This is a genomic window from Cellulomonas fimi ATCC 484, from assembly GCF_000212695.1.
GTDB lineage: Bacteria > Actinomycetota > Actinomycetes > Actinomycetales > Cellulomonadaceae > Cellulomonas > Cellulomonas fimi.
This window is the reverse complement of record NC_015514.1, coordinates 713,650-732,429: the sequence shown is the minus strand read 5'-3', so window position 1 is coordinate 732,429 and position 18,780 is coordinate 713,650. Positions and strand designations below refer to the sequence as shown.

The window sequence follows — 18,780 nt, the reverse complement described above, 5'->3', positions numbered from 1 at the left end:
GATGATCCCCCGGGTGACCCATCTGACCGTGCAGCGCCAGACACTGGCGAACCTGCAGGGCAACCTCACGTCGATGGCCGACCTGCAGTCGAAGCTGTCGAGCGGCAAGAAGATCACCGTGCCGTCCGACGACCCCGCCGGGGCGTCCGACGTGCTGCGGCTGCGCGGCGAGCAGCGTGCGCTCACGCAGTACGCGCGCAACGCGACCGACGGCGACTCCTGGCTCACGACGGTCGACTCCGCGCTCCAGTCCTCGCTCACCGCGATGCGCCGGGCGCGCGACCTCACGATGCAGGGCGGCAACGGCGGGCTCGGCCAGACCTCGCGCGACGCGCTCGCCGCCGAGATCGAGGGCGTGCGCGGCACGCTCATGGACCAGGCGAACGCGACCTACGCGGGACGCACCGTCTTCGCCGGCACCTCGGCCGCGGGCTTCGCGTTCGACGCGAGCGCGGACCCCGCGCTCCCCGCCGCCGTGAGGTACGCGTGGCACGGGGTCGCCGGGGCGTCCGTCGAGCGGCGCGTCGGCGACGCGACCACCGTGCGGGTCGACGCCGACGGCTCCGCCGTCTTCGGCGACGGCGACACCTCCGTGTTCGCGCTGCTCGACCAGGTCGCCACGACCCTGCGCTCCGGCGGTGACCCGACGACCCACCTCGCGGCGATCGACGACCGCATGGAGGCCATGCTCGGCGAGCTCTCCGCGACGGGCGCCCGGCAGAACCAGATCGGCTCGGCGCAGCAGACCATCGTCGGCAGCCAGCTCACCACCAAGACGCAGCTGTCCGGGATCGAGGACATCGACCTGGCGCAGACCATCCTCGAGATCCAGATGCAGGAGGTCGCGTACAACGGCGCTCTCGGCGCGGCGGCCAAGGTCCTGCAGCCCAGCCTGATGGACTTCCTCCGATGAACCTCGCACCCACCACCGTGCCGGTCGCCGTCGGCGGCGACGTCCTCGACGTGCCGTCGGAGCTGCACCTCGTCGCCCCCCTGCCCGGGCTGCCGGGCCGCACCCGCTACGTCCTCGACGCGCTCGACGAGGCCGGTGTGCTGTTCGCGCTGCGCTCCGCCGGCGACGACGAGGCGCGCGACGTCCGCCTGTTCGTCGTCAGCCCCACGCTGTACTTCCCCGACTACCACCCGCGCACCGACGCGTCCGTGCTCGGCGACGGGACCGACCCGGCGGACGTCGTCGTGCTCGTCGTCGTGCACCCGGGCAGCGACGACGCCGCCCCGACCGCGAACCTGCTCGCACCCGTGCTCGTCGACCGCGCCCGTGGCACCGCCGTGCAGTGCGTGCTCGACGAGGACTGGCCGCTGCGCGCACCCGTCGGCTGACCCCGCACGCGGGTCCGTCACCCGCCGCCCCTCAGGTCCGGCCGCGCGCTGCCGATAGGAAGGCGAGCAGACGACGCACGAGGAGGGGATCGCGCCCGTGATGCACGACCTGGACCCTGCCGGCCTGCGCGTCGGAGCCGCGGTGGTGCACCGCCAGCCGATCGTGCACCCCGACCGGTCGGTGTTCGGCTATGCCGTCCGGGCCTCCGTCATGGCACCGGACGGGTCCGTCGAGCCCGAGCAGCGCGTCGAGCACCTCGTCGAGGCGCAGTACCGGATCCTCGACCCCGACCTCCTGAGCGGCGACAAGCTGCTCGTCCTGCGCGCCACCACCCGCGTCATGATGGGCGGCTACGACCTGCCCCCCGCGGGCGGCGGCGTCGTCGTCGAGGTGCCCGAGCGCATGTCGCTCGAGGAGCCCGCGTTCCAGCAGATCGTCGGCCTCAAGGAGCTCGGCTACGGCATCGCGCTCGGCGACTACCGGGGCCTCACGCTGCACGACGAGCTGCTGTCCGTCGTCGACTACGTGAAGATCGACGTCGCCGACCACCTGGACGACCTCGACCGCCTCGTCGCCCGCGTCCAGACCGCCGGCGCGCACGTCATCGCCGAGCGCGCCGACTCCCGCGACCGGATCCACGCCGCGCTCAGCGCCGGCGCCGACCTGCTGCAGGGCCCGATGTTCGAGCGGCACCGCTCCGACTCCACGCGGCAGCTGTCCGCGGGCGAGGTGCAGTGCTTCGAGCTCGTCCGCCTGCTGTCCGAGGAGTACCCCGACCAGGACGCCGTCGTGCGCGTCGTCGGCTCCGACCCCGAGCTGACGATGCGCGTGCTGCACCTCGTCAACTCCAGCGCAACCGGCCTGCGCCGGCACATCGACTCCGTCCGGCAGGCCGTCGTGCTCGTCGGCCCGCGCCAGCTCGGCGCGCTCGCGATGGCCTCGCTCGTCGACGCGCGCACCGCCGCCGTCGGCCCGCTGTGGTCCGTGCTGACCCGCGCGCTCACGTGCGCGCGCCTCACGGGGACCGACTCCGGGTACACCGTCGGGATGCTGTCCGCGGTCGCGTCGCACCTGCGGATGCCCGTCGAGTCCGTCATCGAGCGGTCCGGCGTCTCGGCGGCCATCGCGGACGCCTTGCGTGACCAGACCGGCCCGCTCGGCCCCGTGCTCGCCGCGGTCCTCGCGCACGAGGAGAACGACACGCAGGCCGTCATGGCGGCCGGGTTCGAGCCGATCGAGGTCGCGCACGTGCACCTCGCGGCCATCCCCGAGGCCCTGGCCACCGCGACCGCGCTCGCCACGGCCGTCGCCTGACCTCGCCGGCCGCCGTCGGGTGACCGGACCCCTGCAGGCGGTGCGTCAGACGCCGTCGAACGCCGCGTCGACGAGCGCCTCCGCCGCGCGCGCCGGGTCCACGAGCACCGCCTCGACCGCGTAGCGCGCGCCCCACCGGCCCGCGGCCTGCGCCAGGCCCGCCGCGAGCCCCGCGACGTGCACGGCGTGCACGACCGCCCCCGTGCCGTCGCCCTCGACCCACCACTCGACGGGTGCGCCGTCGACCGTCAGGTCCTCGTGCTCGACCCACGTGGCCGGGGCGCCCGGCAGGAGCGCGCGCACCGCGTCGGGTACGGGCGACACCTCGCCACCGCCCCCGACCTCACCGCCCGCGAGCTCCTCGACGAGCGGCAGGTCCAGCACCCGGGCCGTCGCGTGCGTCCCCGGCACGAGGGCCGCGACGTCCGTGCGCTGCCACCACATCGGCCGCGACGCGACCGCCGCGTCCTGCGCGTGGACGACCGCGACGCGCCCCGGCCCCACGAGCGCCGGGACCCGGCCCGGCGGCAGGTCGGGCGCGGCCGACCGCCACACCGCCGCCGCGACGTCCGGTTCGACCGCCGCACCGACCGGACCCCACGCGTCGAGCAGCGCGGTCCACGCCGTCTCGTCGAGCTCCGCGAGCGACGCCACGCCCCCGAGCGCCCGCTGGACCCCGACGTCCAGCCCCGCGAGCGCGTCCGGAGGTGCGGGCAGCAGCCGCGCGACGACCGGGTCGACGTCCGGCCCGCCGGCGGCGAAGGGCGACCCCAGCCCGAGGTCCCCGTGCGTCCGCAGCCACCACGCGGTGTACGACGACGCCGTCGCCCCCGCCTCGCCGCGCACACGCTCGACGAGAGCCCGCCGCAGCGCCGGCTCCGCACCCACGCGCGCCAGCACCTCCGGCCACGCCCCCTCGGCGACCGCGTCGAGGTCCGCGACCGCGACCGCCTCCCCCACGTACGCGCCGGGCCCGAGCCGCTGCGCGAGGTGGTCGAGGTAGTCCTCCCACGCGTCGAGCGACTGCGCCGCGAGCACCGACGGGTCCGCGGGATCCTCACCCAGGGACGCGGCGTCGGCGACGACGTGCCCCACGTGCACCACCACGAGGTCCGCCCGCACACCCGCCGCCACCAGGACGTCCGCACCCCACCGCTCGACCTCCGCGACCGCGACCGGGGCGAGCACGCGCTCGTCCAGCAGCCGCGCCGCGGCACCGCCCGGCAGCACGAGCCCGTCCGCGGGGGTCGGCTCCCCGTCCGCCGCCGTGAGCGTCAGGAGCCCCAGCCACGGGCGGCAGTCCGGCGGCGGCCCGCCCGGGAGCGTCGCGGCGACGACCGCGAGCACCGTCGCCGTCACCTCGTCGGCCGCGTCCAGGTCGTCGTCGTCCGCCTGCGCCAGCACCGCCGCCCGCACCGCCGGCTGCGCCAGCACACCCTCCGCGTCCGCCGCGAACGCCCCGAGACGCTCGAGCAGCGGGTGCTCGGCCGCCGGGTCGACGATCCGCAGCCCCCACCGCGCCAGCACGTCGAGCGCCGCCGGCCCGAGCCGGTCCGCGAGGTCGCCGTCCAGCACGAGCGTCCCCCGCGCGCCCCGCACCACCCGGCCGTCCGCCAGCGGGACCGGCAGCGCCCCCAGCGCCTCCCGCGCCCGCGAGTCGTCGGCGAGGTCCTCCAGCGCCGCGTACAGCCGCGGCCAGTCGCCGTCCGCGACCGCCGGCAGCTCCTCCACGACGTCCGCGAGCCCGCGCACGTCCACGCCGAGCGTCCGGGCCTGCGCCTCCCGTCCGGTCGGCAGCGCGACGAGGCCCGCCACGCGGCGGCCCAGCGCCGCGACCGCCTCCCCGCGGCCCGCCTCCCCCGACAGCGCGACCGCGTCCCGCGGGGTGACGAGCGCGCCGTCGTCCGCCGCGTCCCCGCCGTGGGGGCCCACCGGGACCGCCGGGGGTCCCGCTGCGTCGCGACGCCCCGCGCCGCCCGGCCGCACCTCGTCGGGCGCACCCGCACGCCGCAGCAGGGGCGTGCGGGCCAGGCGGTCGACCACGCGGGCCCGGAGCACCCCGTCCAGCTCCCCGTCGGGCAGGCCCGTCGGCACGAGCGCCAGCGGGTCGCCGCCGTCGGCCACGACGCGCCGGGCCAGCGCCGCGTACACCGCGGCCGCGTGGTCGAGCACCGCGTCCGTCAGCGGCCCCGGCGCCACGCGGCGCCGCGTCGGGTCGAGCGGCAGCGTCGCCACCAGCAGCGCAGGCAGCGTCGACGGCTCGTCCGTGGGCGTCGGCGCGTGCACGACCCGGGCGGCCGCAGGTGTGCCCGCGTGCGGCAGGGCCCACGTCACGCGCCAGTCCCGCGCCGCCCGCTCCTCGACCGGCCGGTCCGCGAGCAGCGCCAGCGGCAGCTCCCCCTCGGCGGACACGACCGTCCACCGCCGCCCCACGTCCGCGACCCGCCGCGGCGGGTCGGCCGACGTCAGGTCCTCGACCACGACTTCGACCAGGGCCGGGAGCGCCATGAGCAACGGGTCGCCGACCGCCCGCAGCAGCGCGCGCACCTCGTCCGCCGCGACCTCGTCGCGCAGCTCCAGCACCACCGCGGTGTCGTAGCCGGCGGGCGGGCGGCCGTCTGCGGGCAGCGGCAGCCGCAGCGCGGGCAGCGAGCCGTCCCGGCGCCGCACCTCCTCCGCGAGCGCGGGCACGTCCGCCGCCGCCTGCGCGAGGAGCTCGGCGGTGTCGCGCGCGCTGAACCGCACGCCACCCGTGGTCGACAGCACCGACACCTCGTCGGACACCGCCCGCACCGCGGCGAACCCGACCCCGAACCGGCCGACGACCCCCCGGTCGGGCGCCGTGCCCCCGTCGGGGCGCTTCGACGACGCCCGCATCGACGCGAGCGACGCCAGCCCCGCCTCGTCCAGCGGCGCGCCCGTGTTGGCCGCGACCAGCGCGAGCGTCCCGTCCTGCGCCCGGACCAGCCGCAGCAGCAGCCGCCCGGGGACGCCCGCGCGGGCGGCCGCGTCCGCGGCGTTCTGCGCGAGCTCGACCACCACGCGGTCGCGGTAGTAGCCGCGCGCGTGGTCCTCCTCGGTGTTCGCGTCCTCCCGCAGCCGGGCCGGGGACGCGCGCCACGCCCCCAGCACCGCGGCGCGCAGCGCTGCCGTGCCGAGGGCGTCGGCGGTCACGACGCCGGGTCGGTCCCGGGCTCGGCCGCGTCCGCGGCGCTCTCGTCCTCGACGGCGGCGCCGGCGTCGGCGGCGGCACTCTCGTCCTCGACGGCAGCGGCGGCGGAGCTCTCGTCGACGACGGCGGCGGCGCTCTCGTCCGCGACGGCAGCGACGGCGACAGCCCCGTCCACCACGCCCTCGTCCACCACGGGCGCCGCGGCGGGACGCGCCACGAGCTCCAGGCGGCCCTCGTCGATCAGCGGGTCCGGTGCCGGCCAGTCGCTGGGCGGCGTCTCGGCGTCCGTCTCGGAGTGCGCCCCGCACCCGTGGTCCAGGCTCACGACCGTGCCGTCGTCGGGCGACCACTCGTTCGCGCACACCCCGAACACGGTCCCGAGCGCGCCCTGCAGCGGCACCAGGAACCCGCACGACCAGCACGCGGCCTGCGACGCGACGGCGCCGGCGGCCGTCGGTCCGCGCGAGCCGCGGTACCAGCGCTCGGCGGCCTCGTCGCGCCCCTGCGGGGACAGCACACGTGCGCGAGCGAGCGCGAGCTCGTCGATGGCGACGGAGTCGAGCTCCTCGTCGCCGGTGGGCGTCCAGCCGGGCTCGAGCCGGGGGTCGTCGGCGCGGAACGGGAGCACGTCGCCGGGGCCGATGTCACCGGGGCGCAGGCGCTCCGACCACGGCACCCACGTCGCGGCGAGGATCGCGTCGTCACCGGGCAGCAGCTCCGCCTCGCACACCGTGGGCGTCCGGCCCCGCGGCACGCGGGCCACGGTGACGGTCCACTCCCAGCCGCGGTAGCCCCGGGCCGCGCACGCGAAGCGGTGCGACACGAGCCGCTCCCCCTCGACGACGTGCCCCAGGTACTCGCCGACGTCCGCGGGGTCCGCGGCGATGCCGATCGCCACCTCGCGAGCGAGGTCGACGGCGTTGCCGAGCACGGCGTCCTTGGTCGCAGCAGCCACGTCAGGCCTCGATGTCGTCCGCGACGCGACGCAGCAGCGTGGCGTACTGCGTGGCGCGGGCCTTCTCGGGGTACCGGCCGCGGCGCAGGTCGTTGCCGACACGGTCCAGCACCTTGATGAGGTCCTCGATGATGACGGCCATGTCGTCGGCGGGCTTGCGGGCCGCCTTCGCGACGGACGGCAGCGGGTCGAGGATCTTCACGGACAGCGCCTGCGGGCCGCGGCGACCGTCGGCGACGCCGAAGTCGACCTTGGTGCCGGGCTTGGGCGTGACGCCTGCGGGGAGCGCGGAGGCGTGCAGGAAGACCTCGCCGCCGTCGTCGTCGGCGATGAAACCGAAGCCGCGCTCGGTGTCGAACCACTTGACCTTGCCGGTGGGCACGGCAACCCCTGTCCTTCGATGGTGACGCGAACGTCCGGTGCTGACGGGTACTCGTCGTACTGCCGGTACCCGCCGACCGACGGGTACTGACCCTCCAGGTTACCGGCCGGAGCACCGGCTCGGCGCCTGCCGGTCCGGGGAGGCGTCGGGCGGGCGTCAGCCCTCGGCGAGGCGGTCGAGCGCGAGCGCCGCGAGCACGGCGGGCCCGGCCACGAGCGCGTCGTCGGCGAACCGTGCGTGCGCGGAGTGGTTGTACGCGGCGGTCGCCGGGTCGGCCCCGGCCGGTGTCGCGCCGAGCGCCAGGTACGCGCCGGGCACCTCCTGCAGCACGTAGGAGAAGTCCTCCGCGCCCGGCAGCGGCTGCGCGGCGTCGACCCACGCCGGTGCGCCCAGCAGGTCGGTGACGACGCGGGCCGCGCGGTCCACCTCGGCGGCGGTGTTGACCGTCACCGGGTAGCCGCGCTGGTACTCGACGGTCACGGTGAGGCCGTGCGCCGACGCGACGCCCTCGCAGACCTGCCGGACGCGCTCGGGCACGACGGCGTGCGTCGCCCCCGAGAACGTGCGCACCGTCGCCTCGAGCAGCGCGCTCGTGCCGATGACGTTGTCCGTGGTCCCCGCGGTGAGGTGCCCGACCGTCACGACGACGGGGTCGAACACGTCGAAGCGCCGCGTCACCATCGCCTGCAGGGCGAGCACGATCTCGGCGGCCACGGGCACCGGGTCGGCGGCGAGGTGCGGCATCGACCCGTGCCCGCCGCGGCCGTGCACCGTGACGCGCACCGTGTCGGCCGCCGCGAGCAGCGGGCCCGGGCGCGACATGAGGACCCCGCTCGGCAGCAGCGACGACAGCACGTGCAGCCCGTACGCCGCGACGACCCGTTCCCCGGCGGCGTCGAGCACGCCCTCGTCGATCATGAGCCGGGCGCCGTGGTCGCCCTCCTCGCCGGGCTGGAACATCAGGACGACGGATCCCGCAAGCTCGTCGCGTCGGGCGGCGAGCAGGCGTGCCGCCCCGACGAGCCCCGCGGTGTGCAGGTCGTGCCCGCACGCGTGCATGACCCCGGGTCGCTGCGACGCGAACGGCTCGCCCGACTCCTCGGCGACCGGCAGCGCGTCCATGTCGCCGCGCAGCAGCACCGCGGGCCCGGGGCGCGCGCCGCGGAGCACCGCGACGACCGACGACAGCGCGGTCCCGGTGCGCACCTCGAGGCCCAGGCCGTCGAGCGCGTCGAGCACGAGCCGCTGCGTCGCGGGCAGGTCCAGCCCGATCTCCGGGACGCGGTGCAGCGCGTGCCGCAGGGCGACGACCTCGTCGTGCTGCGCGCGGGCGTCGGCCAGCAGCGCGGCGAGCGCGGGCGACGGCGCGGTCGGGACGGGCGGGTCCTGCTCGGGCACGGGAGCCTCCGGGGCGGGCGACGGGTGTCCTCGCACGCTAGCGCCGCGCGTGGGCCGCCCGCCCGCTCGCCCGTCCGCTCGCCCGTCCGGGGGCGCGCCCGGCCCCGCGCGGTGCCGCGCACGTATCGTGGGACGGATGGCCACGTTCACCGGGTACCTGCGCTCGTGCGGGGACGACGACCTCGTCGCCCTCCTGCGGCTGCGCCCGGACCTGGCGTCGCCGTCCCCGTCGACGCTGTCCTCGCTCGCGGTCCGCGCGACCAGCCGCGCGAGCCTGGAGCGGGCCCTGGCGGCGGTCGACGCGGGCGTCCTGCAGGTCCTCGAGGCCGTCGTCGCGCTCGAGGACCCGGGGCCGGTGACGACGGACGACCTGCGTGCCGCCGTCGGCGGGCCCGACCCGGCGGCGCAGGCGCACGTCGCCGCGTCGCTCGCCGACGCGCACGCCCGGGCGCTGGTGCACCCCGCCGCGCCGCAGGACGTCGACGGCCCGTGGCACTCGGCACCGGGGCTCGCGGAGCTGCTCGGCCCCTACCCGGCGGGCCTCGCCCCGGCCGAGCACCGCCGCGCCGACGGCCACGCGCCCGCCCCGGCCCTGCCGGACGACCCCGCCGCGGTGCGGGCCCTGCTCGACGACGCCCCGGCCGGCGCGCGCCAGGTCGTCGACGCGCTCCTGTGGGGGCCGCCCGTGGGCCTCGCCCCGACCAACGCGACCGCGACGGCCGCCGCCGTCCAGTGGCTCCTGCGCCGGGGCCTGCTCGCGCACGGCGACAGCCGGCACGTCGTCCTGCCACGACGGGTCGCGCTCGTCCTGCGCGGCGGCCGCACGCACCGCGCCCCCGCGCTGCCGCCGCCCGCCCCCGACGCCCCGCACCGCAACCCCGGCCTCGTCGCCGCGGAGTCGGTCGCCGCCGGGGAGCACCTCGTCCGTCACGTGAGCCGCCTCGCGCACCTGTGGGAGCGCCAGCCGGCGCCGGTCCTGCGGTCCGGCGGGCTCGGCGTGCGCGAGCTGCGGCGCGTCGCGGCGGCGCTCGACGTCGAGGAGCAGGAGGCCGCGTTCGTCGTCGAGCTCGCGGGGGCGGCCGGGCTGGTCGCCGACGACGGGGAGGAGTCGCCCGCGTTCGCGCCGACCCTCGACCTGGACGACTGGGCGGCGCTCGACGTCCCGCAGCGCTGGGCCGTGCTCGCGCGCACCTGGCTGGCGACGCCCCGGACGCCGTGGCTCGTGGGCGGCCGCGACGAGCGCGGGACGGTGCGGGCCGCGCTCGACCCCGAGCTGCACCGCGCGTGGGCGCCGCGTCTGCGCCGTGCCGTCCTCGGCGTCCTCGCGGCGCTGCCGGAGGGCACGGCACCGTCGACGCACCAGGTCCTCGACGCGCTGCGCTGGCGGACGCCGCGCTCGGTCCCGCCGGAGACCGCGGTCGCGGCGGTGCTCTCCGAGGCGGGACGACTGGGCGTCGTCGGTGCCGGGGCGCTGTCCCCCGCGGGCCGCGCGCTGCTCGTCGCCGCGGAGGGCGAGGGCGCAGGCGGTTCGGGCGGGACGGGCCCCGGCGGCTCGGACCGGGTCGACGGCGCGCGCGACGACGGTGACGCGCCCGCCGCCGCGTTCGCCGCAGCCCTGCCCCCCGCGGTCGACGAGGTCCTGCTGCAGGGCGACCTCACGGGCATCGTCCCGGGCCGTCCCAGCCCCGCGCTGGAGGCGCTGCTCGACGCGACCGCCCAGGTCGAGTCACGCGGCGGCGCGCTCACGGTCCGCTTCACGCCGGACTCGGTGCGCGGCGCGCTCGACGCGGGGGCGACCGCGGAGCAGCTGCTCGCCGACCTGGGCGCGCACGCGCGGGGCGTCCTGCCGCAGCCCCTGGTGTACCTCGTGCGGGACGCCGCCCGGCGGCACGGCCGGCTGCGCGCGGGGACCGCGTCGAGCTACGTCCGCGCCGACGACCCGGCGCTGCTCGCGGGCCTCGCCGACGACCCGCGGCTGGCCGACCTGGGTCTCGTCCTGCTCGCACCGACCGTGCTCGCCGCGCAGGCGACGACGCGCGAGCTGGTCGACGCCCTGCGCGCGCACGGCCTGGCCCCCGTCACGGAGGGGCGCGACGGCGAGGTGCTGCACCTCGCGCCGGTGGTGCGGCGCGTCGGGCGGCGGGGTGCGGCGGCGGCACGCCGTCGTGCGGGCGCGGTCGCGGCGACGACGGCCACGCACGGCGTGCGCGACCCGCTGCCCGACGACCGCCTCGCCGCGCTCGTGCCGGAGCTGCGCCGCGCCGAGGCGGAGCAGGTGACGGCTCCCGCCACCCGGGCGAGCACCGGCCCGGCACGCGACCGTGACGCCCGTGACGCCCGGCGACCGGGCACGGCCGGCCACGCGGGCGACGCGCAGGCGACGCCCGGCCGGGCGGTGCGCGAGGCGGCGCCGTCCGCTCCCCCAGGACCCGCCGACGCGTCGCGCGCGACCACGCCCGCCCGGTCGGCGGGGTCGGCCCGGCCCGCGCCCGACGGAGCCGCGGCCCCGCGCCGGCCGATGGACCCGACCACGGCCGCGGGCGAGGGAACACAGGACCCGGTCGCGGCGTTGGTGCTCCTGCGCGAGGCGGCCGTCGAGCGCTCGACCGTCTGGGTCGAGCTCGTCGGGCCGCAGGGTGTCCCGGAGCGGCGGCTGCTGCGCCCGGTGCACGTCGAGGGTGGGCGGCTGCGGGCCGTCGACCCCGCGCGCGAGGCCGAGCTCACGGTCGCGGTGCACCGCATCGCGTCGGTGGCCCGCGCCGACGACGACCCGCCCGGCACGCCGGGCGGCCCCACGGACGCCGACGAGGCGGAGGAGACCACGTGACGAACGGCCCGCTGATCGTGCAGAGCGACAAGACGCTGCTGCTCGAGGTCGACCACGACCAGGCGGACGCGTGCCGGCGGGCCATCGCCCCCTTCGCCGAGCTCGAGCGCGCGCCGGAGCACGTGCACACGTACCGGCTGACGCCGCTGGGCCTGTGGAACGCGCGCGCCGCCGGCCACGACGCCGAGCAGGTCGTCGACGTCCTGCTCGAGTACTCGCGCTACCCGGTGCCGCACGCGCTGCTCGTCGACGTCGCCGAGACCATGTCCCGCTACGGCCGGCTCCAGCTCGTCCAGGACCCGGTGCACGGCCTCGTCCTGCACGCGCTCGACCCGGCCGTGCTCGCCGAGGTCACCCGCTCCAAGCGCACGGCCGGCCTGCTGGGCGCGCGTCTCGACGACACCGACGTCGTCGTCCACCCGTCCGAGCGGGGCCACCTCAAGCAGGTGCTGCTCAAGCTCGGCTGGCCCGCCGAGGACCTCGCCGGGTACGTCGACGGCGAGGCGCACCCCATCGAGCTCGCCCAGGACGGCTGGCACCTGCGCCCCTACCAGGAGCACGCGGTGGAGTCGTTCTGGCACGGCGGGTCCGGCGTCGTCGTGCTGCCCTGCGGCGCGGGCAAGACCCTCGTCGGCGCGGGCGCGATGGCGAGGTCGTCGACGACGACGCTCATCCTCGTCACCAACACCGTGTCCGCGCGGCAGTGGCGGGACGAGCTCGTCAGGCGCACGACGCTCACCGAGGACGAGATCGGCGAGTACTCCGGTGCCCGCAAGGAGATCCGCCCCGTCACGATCGCGACCTACCAGGTCCTGACCACGAAGCGGAAGGGCGTCTACTCGCACCTCGAGCTGCTCGACGCGCGCGACTGGGGCCTCGTCGTCTACGACGAGGTCCACCTGCTGCCCGCGCCGATCTTCCGCATGACGGCCGACCTGCAGGCCCGCCGCCGCCTGGGCCTGACCGCGACGCTGGTCCGCGAGGACGGTCGTGAGGACGAGGTGTTCAGCCTCATCGGCCCCAAGCGGTTCGACGCGCCCTGGAAAGACATCGAGGCGCAGGGCTACATCGCGCCCGCGGACTGCGTCGAGGTCCGCCTGACGCTGCCGGACCACGAGCGCATGCTCTACGCGACCGCCGAGCCCGAGGACAAGTACCGCCTCGCCGCGACCGCCGCCGGCAAGAATGCCGTCGTCGAGCGCATCGTCGCGCAGCACGAGGGTGCGCCGACGCTCGTCATCGGCCAGTACCTCGACCAGCTCCACGAGCTCGCCGAGCACGTCGGAGCCGACCTCATCACCGGCGAGACGCCGGTCCGCGAGCGCCAGCGCCTGTTCGACGCGTTCCGCGCCGGGGAGATCACGAAGCTCGTCGTGAGCAAGGTCGCGAACTTCTCCATCGACCTGCCCGAGGCCTCCGTGGCGATCCAGGTGTCCGGGTCGTTCGGCTCCCGCCAGGAGGAGGCGCAGCGGCTCGGCCGCATCATGCGCCCGAAGGAGGACGGCCGCACCGCGCACTTCTACACGGTCGTCGCGCGCGACACCGTCGACCAGGAGTTCGCGGCCCACCGCCAGCGCTTCCTGGCGGAGCAGGGCTACGCCTACTCCATCCTGGACGCGGAGGATCTCGACGCAGTGCAGTGAGCGGTGGGGGCCGCAGGCACCCGCCGCTCACCGGAACGGAGTCGAGATCCGACCACCAGCACAGCGATCTCGACGCAGTGCAGTGAGCGGTGGGGGCCGCAGGCACCCGCCGCTCACGGAACGGAGTCGAGATCCGACCACCAGCACAGCGATCTCGACGCAGTGCGGTGAGCGGTGGGGGCCGCAGGCACCCGCCGCTCACGGAACGGAGTCGAGATCCGACCACCAGCACAGCGATCTCGACGCAGTGCGGTGAGCGGTGGGGGCCGCAGGCACCCGCCGCTCACGGAACGAAAGTCGAGATCCGACCACCAGCACAGCGATCTCGAGCACCGCAGGGAAGCGCGACGGCCCGCTCGGCTGAGGCCCTCAGCCCGTCGCGACGTCCAGGTGCAGCACCTCGCGCACGCTCCCGCGCACCTCCTGCACCGTCTCGCGGAGCTCGCGCACGGCGCGCCCCTGCGCGACGACCCGCTGCACCCAGCGTGGTGCGGTCTCCTCCCACCACGACGACGCGGCGTCGCACCAGCTGCGCACGGTCACGACGACGGCGTCGACGGACTCCTCGACGACGGTCGCGACGATGTGCTCGACCCGCTGGGCGACGGTCCCGGCGTGCCAGATCCCGGCGTGGCCGGTCATCACCGGCGACGCGGCGGTCAGGAGGGTGTCGCCCGTCGGGGCCGGCGCCGGGGACGCGGGGTCGTCGACGGGGCCGTTCTCCGCACCGACGCTCCTCGGCTCCGCGAGGACGACGGCCGCGGTCAGGGCACGCCCGGCCGACGGTGCGACGGCGACGACACCGGCGAGCGCGAGGACCACGACCGTGACGAGTCCTGTCCGTCTGCTCGGCGGCACGCGCACTGCCCTTCTCGTCGTCCGGCGAGGACCTCGGCTCGCCCCTCGACGCTCCTGGGTGCTCCCTGGGCGTGGGCTGTGCGTGAAGGCTCCCACCCGCGCGGCGCCCAGGTCAACGCGAGACCCCCTCTGACCTGCGGATCGACCCGCTCCCGGTTGTCCGAGGAGCGGCGTCCTGAGGCCTCTCGCGGCCGGGTGCAGCCCGACACGTCGGCCCGGGGGCGTGACGCACCTCACGTCGGGACATTCCTCCCGTCGGTGACGTGACGGCACGGTTCGCCCTCGGCGACCGGGTGAGTCCGTTGCCGCAGCCGGTCGACGGCCAGAAAAGTTCGTCGCGGCAACTGTGCTGTCGAAAGGACCACCATGCATCTCGCCCCCGTGCGTCGAGCGGCCGCCGTCGCGACCGCTCTCGCCGTGCTCGCCCTCGCGGGCGCCCCCACGGTCGCCGCGACGACCGTCGCGCCCAGCGAGATCTCCGGGACGTGGCAGTCGCCCGTGGTCTCGGGCCAGGACGCGGGCCAGGCCGTCTTCGTGCGGCGCGCCGCGGGCGCGGCGTACGCGACAGGCAGCATCGCGGTGACGACGGCCGCCGGCGACCCGGTGACGACGCTCCCCCTCGACGCGTTCGGGGGGGCGTGGTTCGACCTCGGCACGCTCACCCCGGGCATCCACCGGCTGACGTTCGCGTACTCGGGCGACGCGGCCTACGCGCCGACGAGCACGGTCCGTGACGTCACGGTCCTCAGCGCGGACGACCCGACCGCGCCGCAGGCCGCCAGGGCCCGCGCGCACGTCACGCTCGCCGGGCCGGAGCAGGCGATCGCCGGCGCCCAGCCCGCGTACGAGGTGCACGTGACGGGAGCCGGCGCGACGCCGACGGGGACCGTCTCGGTGTTCTCGTTCGACAGCGACGAGCCGTACACCACGCCCTCCCCGGTCACGCTGCACGACGGGACCGCGACCGTGACGCTTCCCGCCGCGCCCCCCGGGACGTTCGCGATGACGGTCGCGTACTCGGGAGACGACTCCTACCTGCCGGCGAACCAGGCGCACAGCGCCGTCCCGCTCGTCGTCGCACCCGCGCCGGAGGAGCCCCAGCAGCCCACCCCCACCCCCACGCCCACGCCCACCGTCACGCCGACCCCGGACGCGGTCCCGGTGCTCACCGTCCCCGCGTCGGTGACGACCACCGTCGGCACGCCCGCCGTCGTCCGCCTCGGCCTCGGCGACGTCCGGCCGGCGTCGCCGGTGACGATCCGTGAGGGCGGCACGGTGCTCGCGAAGGTCACCGACCTGTCCGCCCGCACCTCGATCGACGTCACGCTTCCGGTGCTGGAGCCCGGGACGCACGTGCTGTCCGTCTCCGCTCCCGCGGCGCCGGGCGTGGCGGCCGTGGAGCGGACGCTCACCGTCGTGGTCACCGGCGAGCCGGAGCGCGCGACGACGCAGCCGTCCGGCACCGTCGCGACCGCGACGACGTCGCTCGCACCGGGCACGTCGACCGAGATGGTCGCCCGCGGCTTCACCCCGGGCGAGACGGTGGCCTTCTACCTGCACTCCGACCCGATCCTGCTGGGCACGGCGGTGGCCGACGCGGCCGGCGTGGCCCGGCTGGTCGTCACCGTGCCGGTGGGCGCCGCCGCAGGCGCGCACCACGTCCTCGCGATCGGCGGGACGAGCGGCTCGTGGTCGCAGCTGGCGGTGACCCTCGCCGCCCCCGCAGCCCGCGGCACGCTGCCCGTGACCGGGGCCGAGCCCTGGGCGCTGGCTGCCACCGCGGCCGTGACGGTGGCCGTCGGCGGTGCGCTCCTGCTGGCGCGTCGACGGAGTGCCACCGGCGCCTGACAGCACGACGGCGGGTGGCCCTGGACGACCGGGGCCACCCGTCGTCGTCTCCGGGCGGGGGCGGCCCCTCGGGTGCGGGGGAACCACGACCTGCCCGCCCTCGTTGCGAGGGGTACCACCCTGAGAAAGGATCGTCGCGTGCGCTCCCGGACTCGCGCGTCGCTGCTCGTGACCGCCGTGGCCGCGGTCGGCCTGGCCGCCGCCCCCGCGTCGGCGCTCGTGCTGCCCGCGGCCGACCCGCTGACCCTCACGTCGGACGTCACGGACGAGGTCGGCGCCCTGAGCGGCTCGCAGGGCGAGGTGCAGGCGGCGCTCGACGAGCTCTCGCAGGCCACGCCGTACGACCTGTACGTCGTGTACGTGGCGGACTTCGCGGGGCAGAGCCCGGTCGACTGGGCGCAGGCGACGGCCGAGCAGTCCGGGCTGGGCGAGTCGGACTTCGTGCTGGCGGTCGCGACCGAGGCGCGCCGGTACGCACTCGTGCCGCAGCAGTCGGGCGAGCTGTCCTCCGGCGAGGTGCAGGCGGCGGCGACGGCCGCGGAGGACCGTCTCGCGGCGGACGACTGGGCGGGCGCGGCGATCGCGGCCGCGGAGTCGCTGCAGCGCTCCGCGACGGGCGGCGGCGGTGGCGGCGGCTTCGTCTGGGTGCTGCTCATCGGCCTCGTCGTCATCGGTGCCCTGTTCGCACTGCCCGCGTTCCTCGCGCGGCGCCGTCGCGACAAGCAGCTCGGTCCGCCCCCGCAGCCGCAGGCGGCGGGACCGGTCGACGAGCTCGCGGCGCTCCCGACGGCGGAGCTCGACAAGCGCTCGTCGTCGGCGCTGGTCCGCATCGACGACGCGCTGCGCTCCTCGGAGGAGGAGCTCGGGTTCGCGCAGGCGCAGTTCGGGCCGGACGCCACGCGCGAGTTCGAGCAGGTCCTGGCGGGCGCGAAGCAGCGGGTCACGGAGGCGTTCCGGCTGCGCCAGACGCTCGACGACGACATCCCGGACACCGAGCCCCAGGTGCGGGAGACGGCGACGCGGATCATCCGCACGGTCGCGCAGGTCGCGGCGGACCTCGACGCGCAGAAGTCGGCGTTCGACGAGCTGCGGGACGTCGAGGCGCGCGTCGGCGACGCGCTCGACGCGCACGAGCGCGAGGCGACCACCCTGGCCGCGCGGGTCGACACCGCACGGGCGACCCTGCAGACGCTCGCGGCCCGCTACCCGGCGTCGGCGCTCGCGTCGGTCACGCTCAACCCGGACCAGGCACGCCTGCTGCTCGACGAGGTGACGTCGGCCCTGACGCAGGGCCGTGCCGCGCTCGGGACCGGGGACCGCGCGACGGCCGTCCGCTACGCACGCGCGGCCGAGGAGGCCCTCGGGCAGGTGCGCGTGCTGCTCGACGCGGTCGACCACGCGGGCAGCGACCTCGCGTCGGCCGGACCGCGGCTCGACGCGGCGATCGCGTCGATCACGTCGGACATCGCGGACGCGGAGCGCCTTGGCCCGGCCCGGCCCGAGGTCGCGCCGCGCGTGCAGGCCGCGCACGCCGCGGTGGCGACCGCCCGCGAGGCGCGCACGGGTGCGGGCGACCCGCTGGCCGCGCTGCGCACGATCTCGGAGGCGGAGGCGGCGATCGACGCCACGCTCGCCCCGCTGCGGGAGGCGCGCGAGCGTGCGGACCGCGCCCGCCAGCTCCTCGGCGAGACCCTCGGCCGGCTGCGGTCGGCGCTGCGGGCCACGAGCGACTTCGTCGCGACCCGCCGCGGCGCGGTGGGCCCCGAGGCACGCACCCGGCTCGCGGAGGCGGAGCGGCTGTACCGGCACGCCGAGGACCAGGCGGTCACCGAGCCGGAGGCGGCGCTGGAGTCGGCGCGCCGGGCGGAGCAGCTCGTCGCGGACGCGGGGCACCTGGCACAGGCCGACGTGGAGCAGGCGGACGCGTACCGGTACCAGTCGACGGGGCGTGGGCGCGGGATGGGCGACGCGGTGAACGGCGTCGGCGGGATGGTGCTCGGCGGCATCCTGCTGGACTCGATCCTGCGCGGCGGCGGCGGCTGGGGCGGCGGTGGCGGCTTCGGCGGTGGTGACGGCGGCGGGTTCGACGGCGGCGGCTTCGGCGACGGGGGCTTCGGCGGAGGGTTCTGACCGCCGGGGCACGGGACGCAGGTGAACGACCGGGGCACGCCCCGGGCACGCACGACGCAGGCACGACGAGAGAAGGCACGAGGCGATGACCGAGAAGCAGAGCATCTTCGGACGGATCACCCAGCTCGCGCGCGCGAACATCAACGCGCTGATCGACCAGGCCGAGGACCCGCAGAAGATGCTGGACCAGCTGGTGCGCGACTACACGAGCTCCATCGCCGAGGCCGAGAAGGCGATCGCGCAGACGATCGGCAACCTGCGCCTGGCGGAGCAGGACTACAACGAGGACGTCGCGGCCGCGCGGGAGTGGGGCGGCAAGGCGCTCGCGGCGTCGACGGCCGCCGACCAGGCGCGGTCCACGGGCGACACGGCGAAGGCCGACCGCTTCGACAACCTCGCGAAGGTCGCGCTCGGCAAGCAGATCCAGGCGGAGGGCGAGGTCCGCGAGGCGGAGCCGCTCATCGCGTCGCAGCGCGAGACCGTCGAGAAGCTCAAGTCGGGCCTCGCGCTCATGAAGGACAAGCTCGGCCAGCTCAAGCAGCGCCGCGACACGCTCGTCGCCCGGCAGAAGTCCGCCCAGGCGCAGCAGACGGTGCAGACCGCGATCAGCTCGATCAACGTGCTGGACCCGACGAGCGAGCTCGCGCGGTTCGAGGAGCGCGTGCGGCGCGAGGAGGCCATGGCGATGGGCCAGGCGGAGCTGGCCGCGTCGTCGCTGGACTCGCAGTTCGCGGAGCTCGAGGCCTCGGGTGCGCAGATCGAGGTCGAGGCGCGCCTCGCGGCGCTCAAGCAGGGCGGCGCACCGCAGGCCCTGGGCACGATCCCGGTCACGCCCCAGCTCGAGGCCCCGCCCGAGCAGTGACGCCGTGACGCCGCGGCCCACGGCCGGGCGGTGAGGCACGGACGGCCGG

General features: G+C 76.9%; 13 protein-coding genes. 8 read left to right on the top strand and 5 right to left on the bottom strand.

Annotated elements, in window-relative coordinates:
- The first annotated feature begins 1 nt into the window (after position 1).
- The 3 genes from flgL to CELF_RS03285 all read left to right on the top strand — a co-directional run bounded on the left by flgL (position 2) and on the right by CELF_RS03285 (position 2,656).
- Positions 2–913 carry a flagellar hook-associated protein FlgL gene (gene flgL / locus CELF_RS03295; protein ID WP_013769829.1) on the top strand — a complete coding sequence of 304 codons (912 nt, stop codon included), beginning with the start codon at positions 2–4 and terminating at the stop codon, positions 911–913.
- Positions 910–1,341, top strand: coding sequence for a flagellar assembly protein FliW (locus CELF_RS03290; RefSeq protein ID WP_013769828.1), 432 nt, complete (start codon positions 910–912; stop codon positions 1,339–1,341). Before flgL ends, CELF_RS03290 begins: the two co-directional genes overlap by 4 nt.
- A 100-nt stretch (positions 1,342–1,441) precedes the next feature.
- Positions 1,442–2,656, top strand: a complete 1,215-nt coding sequence (locus CELF_RS03285) for an EAL and HDOD domain-containing protein (RefSeq protein ID WP_013769827.1) — start codon at positions 1,442–1,444, stop codon at positions 2,654–2,656.
- Positions 2,657–2,701: 45 nt separating this feature from the next.
- On the opposite strand, the gene CELF_RS03280 is transcribed toward CELF_RS03285, so the two are convergent.
- The 4 genes from CELF_RS03280 to CELF_RS03265 all read right to left on the bottom strand — a co-directional run bounded on the left by CELF_RS03280 (position 2,702) and on the right by CELF_RS03265 (position 8,563).
- Complete coding sequence (locus tag CELF_RS03280) at positions 2,702–5,830, bottom strand: sacsin N-terminal ATP-binding-like domain-containing protein (protein ID WP_013769826.1); 3,129 nt, start codon at positions 5,828–5,830, stop codon at positions 2,702–2,704.
- The gene (locus CELF_RS03275; protein WP_013769825.1) at positions 5,827–6,783 is read right to left on the bottom strand and encodes a DUF3027 domain-containing protein; all 957 of its coding nucleotides are present in this window, start codon (positions 6,781–6,783) and stop codon (positions 5,827–5,829) included. The genes CELF_RS03280 and CELF_RS03275 overlap by 4 nt, the downstream gene beginning before the upstream one ends.
- A gap of 1 nt (position 6,784) precedes the next feature.
- On the bottom strand, positions 6,785–7,165 hold the full coding sequence (locus CELF_RS03270; RefSeq protein WP_013769824.1) for a cold-shock protein: 381 nt from the start codon (positions 7,163–7,165) through the stop codon (positions 6,785–6,787).
- Positions 7,166–7,321: 156 nt separating this feature from the next.
- The gene (locus CELF_RS03265) at positions 7,322–8,563 is read right to left on the bottom strand and encodes a M20 metallopeptidase family protein (RefSeq protein WP_013769823.1); all 1,242 of its coding nucleotides are present in this window, start codon (positions 8,561–8,563) and stop codon (positions 7,322–7,324) included.
- 136 nt (positions 8,564–8,699) lie between these two features.
- On the opposite strand from CELF_RS03265, the gene CELF_RS03260 reads away from it, so the two are divergent.
- Together CELF_RS03260 and CELF_RS03255 are read left to right on the top strand one after the other, a co-directional pair.
- Positions 8,700–11,390: a helicase-associated domain-containing protein gene (locus tag CELF_RS03260; RefSeq protein WP_013769822.1), complete on the top strand. Its 2,691-nt coding sequence runs from the start codon at positions 8,700–8,702 to the stop codon at positions 11,388–11,390.
- Positions 11,387–13,033 carry a DNA repair helicase XPB gene (locus CELF_RS03255; RefSeq protein ID WP_013769821.1) on the top strand — a complete coding sequence of 549 codons (1,647 nt, stop codon included), beginning with the start codon at positions 11,387–11,389 and terminating at the stop codon, positions 13,031–13,033. The genes CELF_RS03260 and CELF_RS03255 overlap by 4 nt, the downstream gene beginning before the upstream one ends.
- Positions 13,034–13,402: 369 nt before the next feature.
- Here CELF_RS03255 and CELF_RS03250 read toward each other — a convergent pair whose 3' ends face one another.
- Positions 13,403–13,891, bottom strand: coding sequence for a hypothetical protein (locus CELF_RS03250; RefSeq protein WP_126297657.1), 489 nt, complete (start codon positions 13,889–13,891; stop codon positions 13,403–13,405).
- A 366-nt stretch (positions 13,892–14,257) separates the two neighbouring features.
- On the opposite strand from CELF_RS03250, the gene CELF_RS03245 reads away from it, so the two are divergent.
- The 3 genes from CELF_RS03245 (at position 14,258) to CELF_RS03235 (ending at position 18,731) form a co-directional block, all read left to right on the top strand.
- The gene (locus tag CELF_RS03245; protein WP_013769820.1) at positions 14,258–15,739 is read left to right on the top strand and encodes an Ig-like domain-containing protein; all 1,482 of its coding nucleotides are present in this window, start codon (positions 14,258–14,260) and stop codon (positions 15,737–15,739) included.
- Positions 15,740–15,877: 138 nt separating this feature from the next.
- Positions 15,878–17,869, top strand: a complete 1,992-nt coding sequence (locus tag CELF_RS03240; RefSeq protein ID WP_013769819.1) for a TPM domain-containing protein — start codon at positions 15,878–15,880, stop codon at positions 17,867–17,869.
- An 85-nt stretch (positions 17,870–17,954) separates the two neighbouring features.
- Positions 17,955–18,731, top strand: coding sequence for a PspA/IM30 family protein (locus CELF_RS03235; RefSeq protein WP_013769818.1), 777 nt, complete (start codon positions 17,955–17,957; stop codon positions 18,729–18,731).
- Positions 18,732–18,780 lie beyond the last annotated feature (49 nt).

Excerpts from the sequence above, each read along its gene's own strand:
- CELF_RS03260 (WP_013769822.1), top strand. The coding sequence starts at position 8,700 with ATGGCCACGTTCACCGGGTACCTGCGCTCGTGCGGGGACGACGACCTC.
- flgL (WP_013769829.1), top strand. The coding sequence starts at position 2 with ATGATCCCCCGGGTGACCCATCTGACCGTGCAGCGCCAGACACTGGCG.
- CELF_RS03235 (WP_013769818.1), top strand. The coding sequence starts at position 17,955 with ATGACCGAGAAGCAGAGCATCTTCGGACGGATCACCCAGCTCGCGCGC.
- CELF_RS03290 (WP_013769828.1), top strand. The coding sequence starts at position 910 with ATGAACCTCGCACCCACCACCGTGCCGGTCGCCGTCGGCGGCGACGTC.
- CELF_RS03245 (WP_013769820.1), top strand. The coding sequence starts at position 14,258 with ATGCATCTCGCCCCCGTGCGTCGAGCGGCCGCCGTCGCGACCGCTCTC.
- CELF_RS03285 (WP_013769827.1), top strand. The coding sequence starts at position 1,442 with ATGCACGACCTGGACCCTGCCGGCCTGCGCGTCGGAGCCGCGGTGGTG.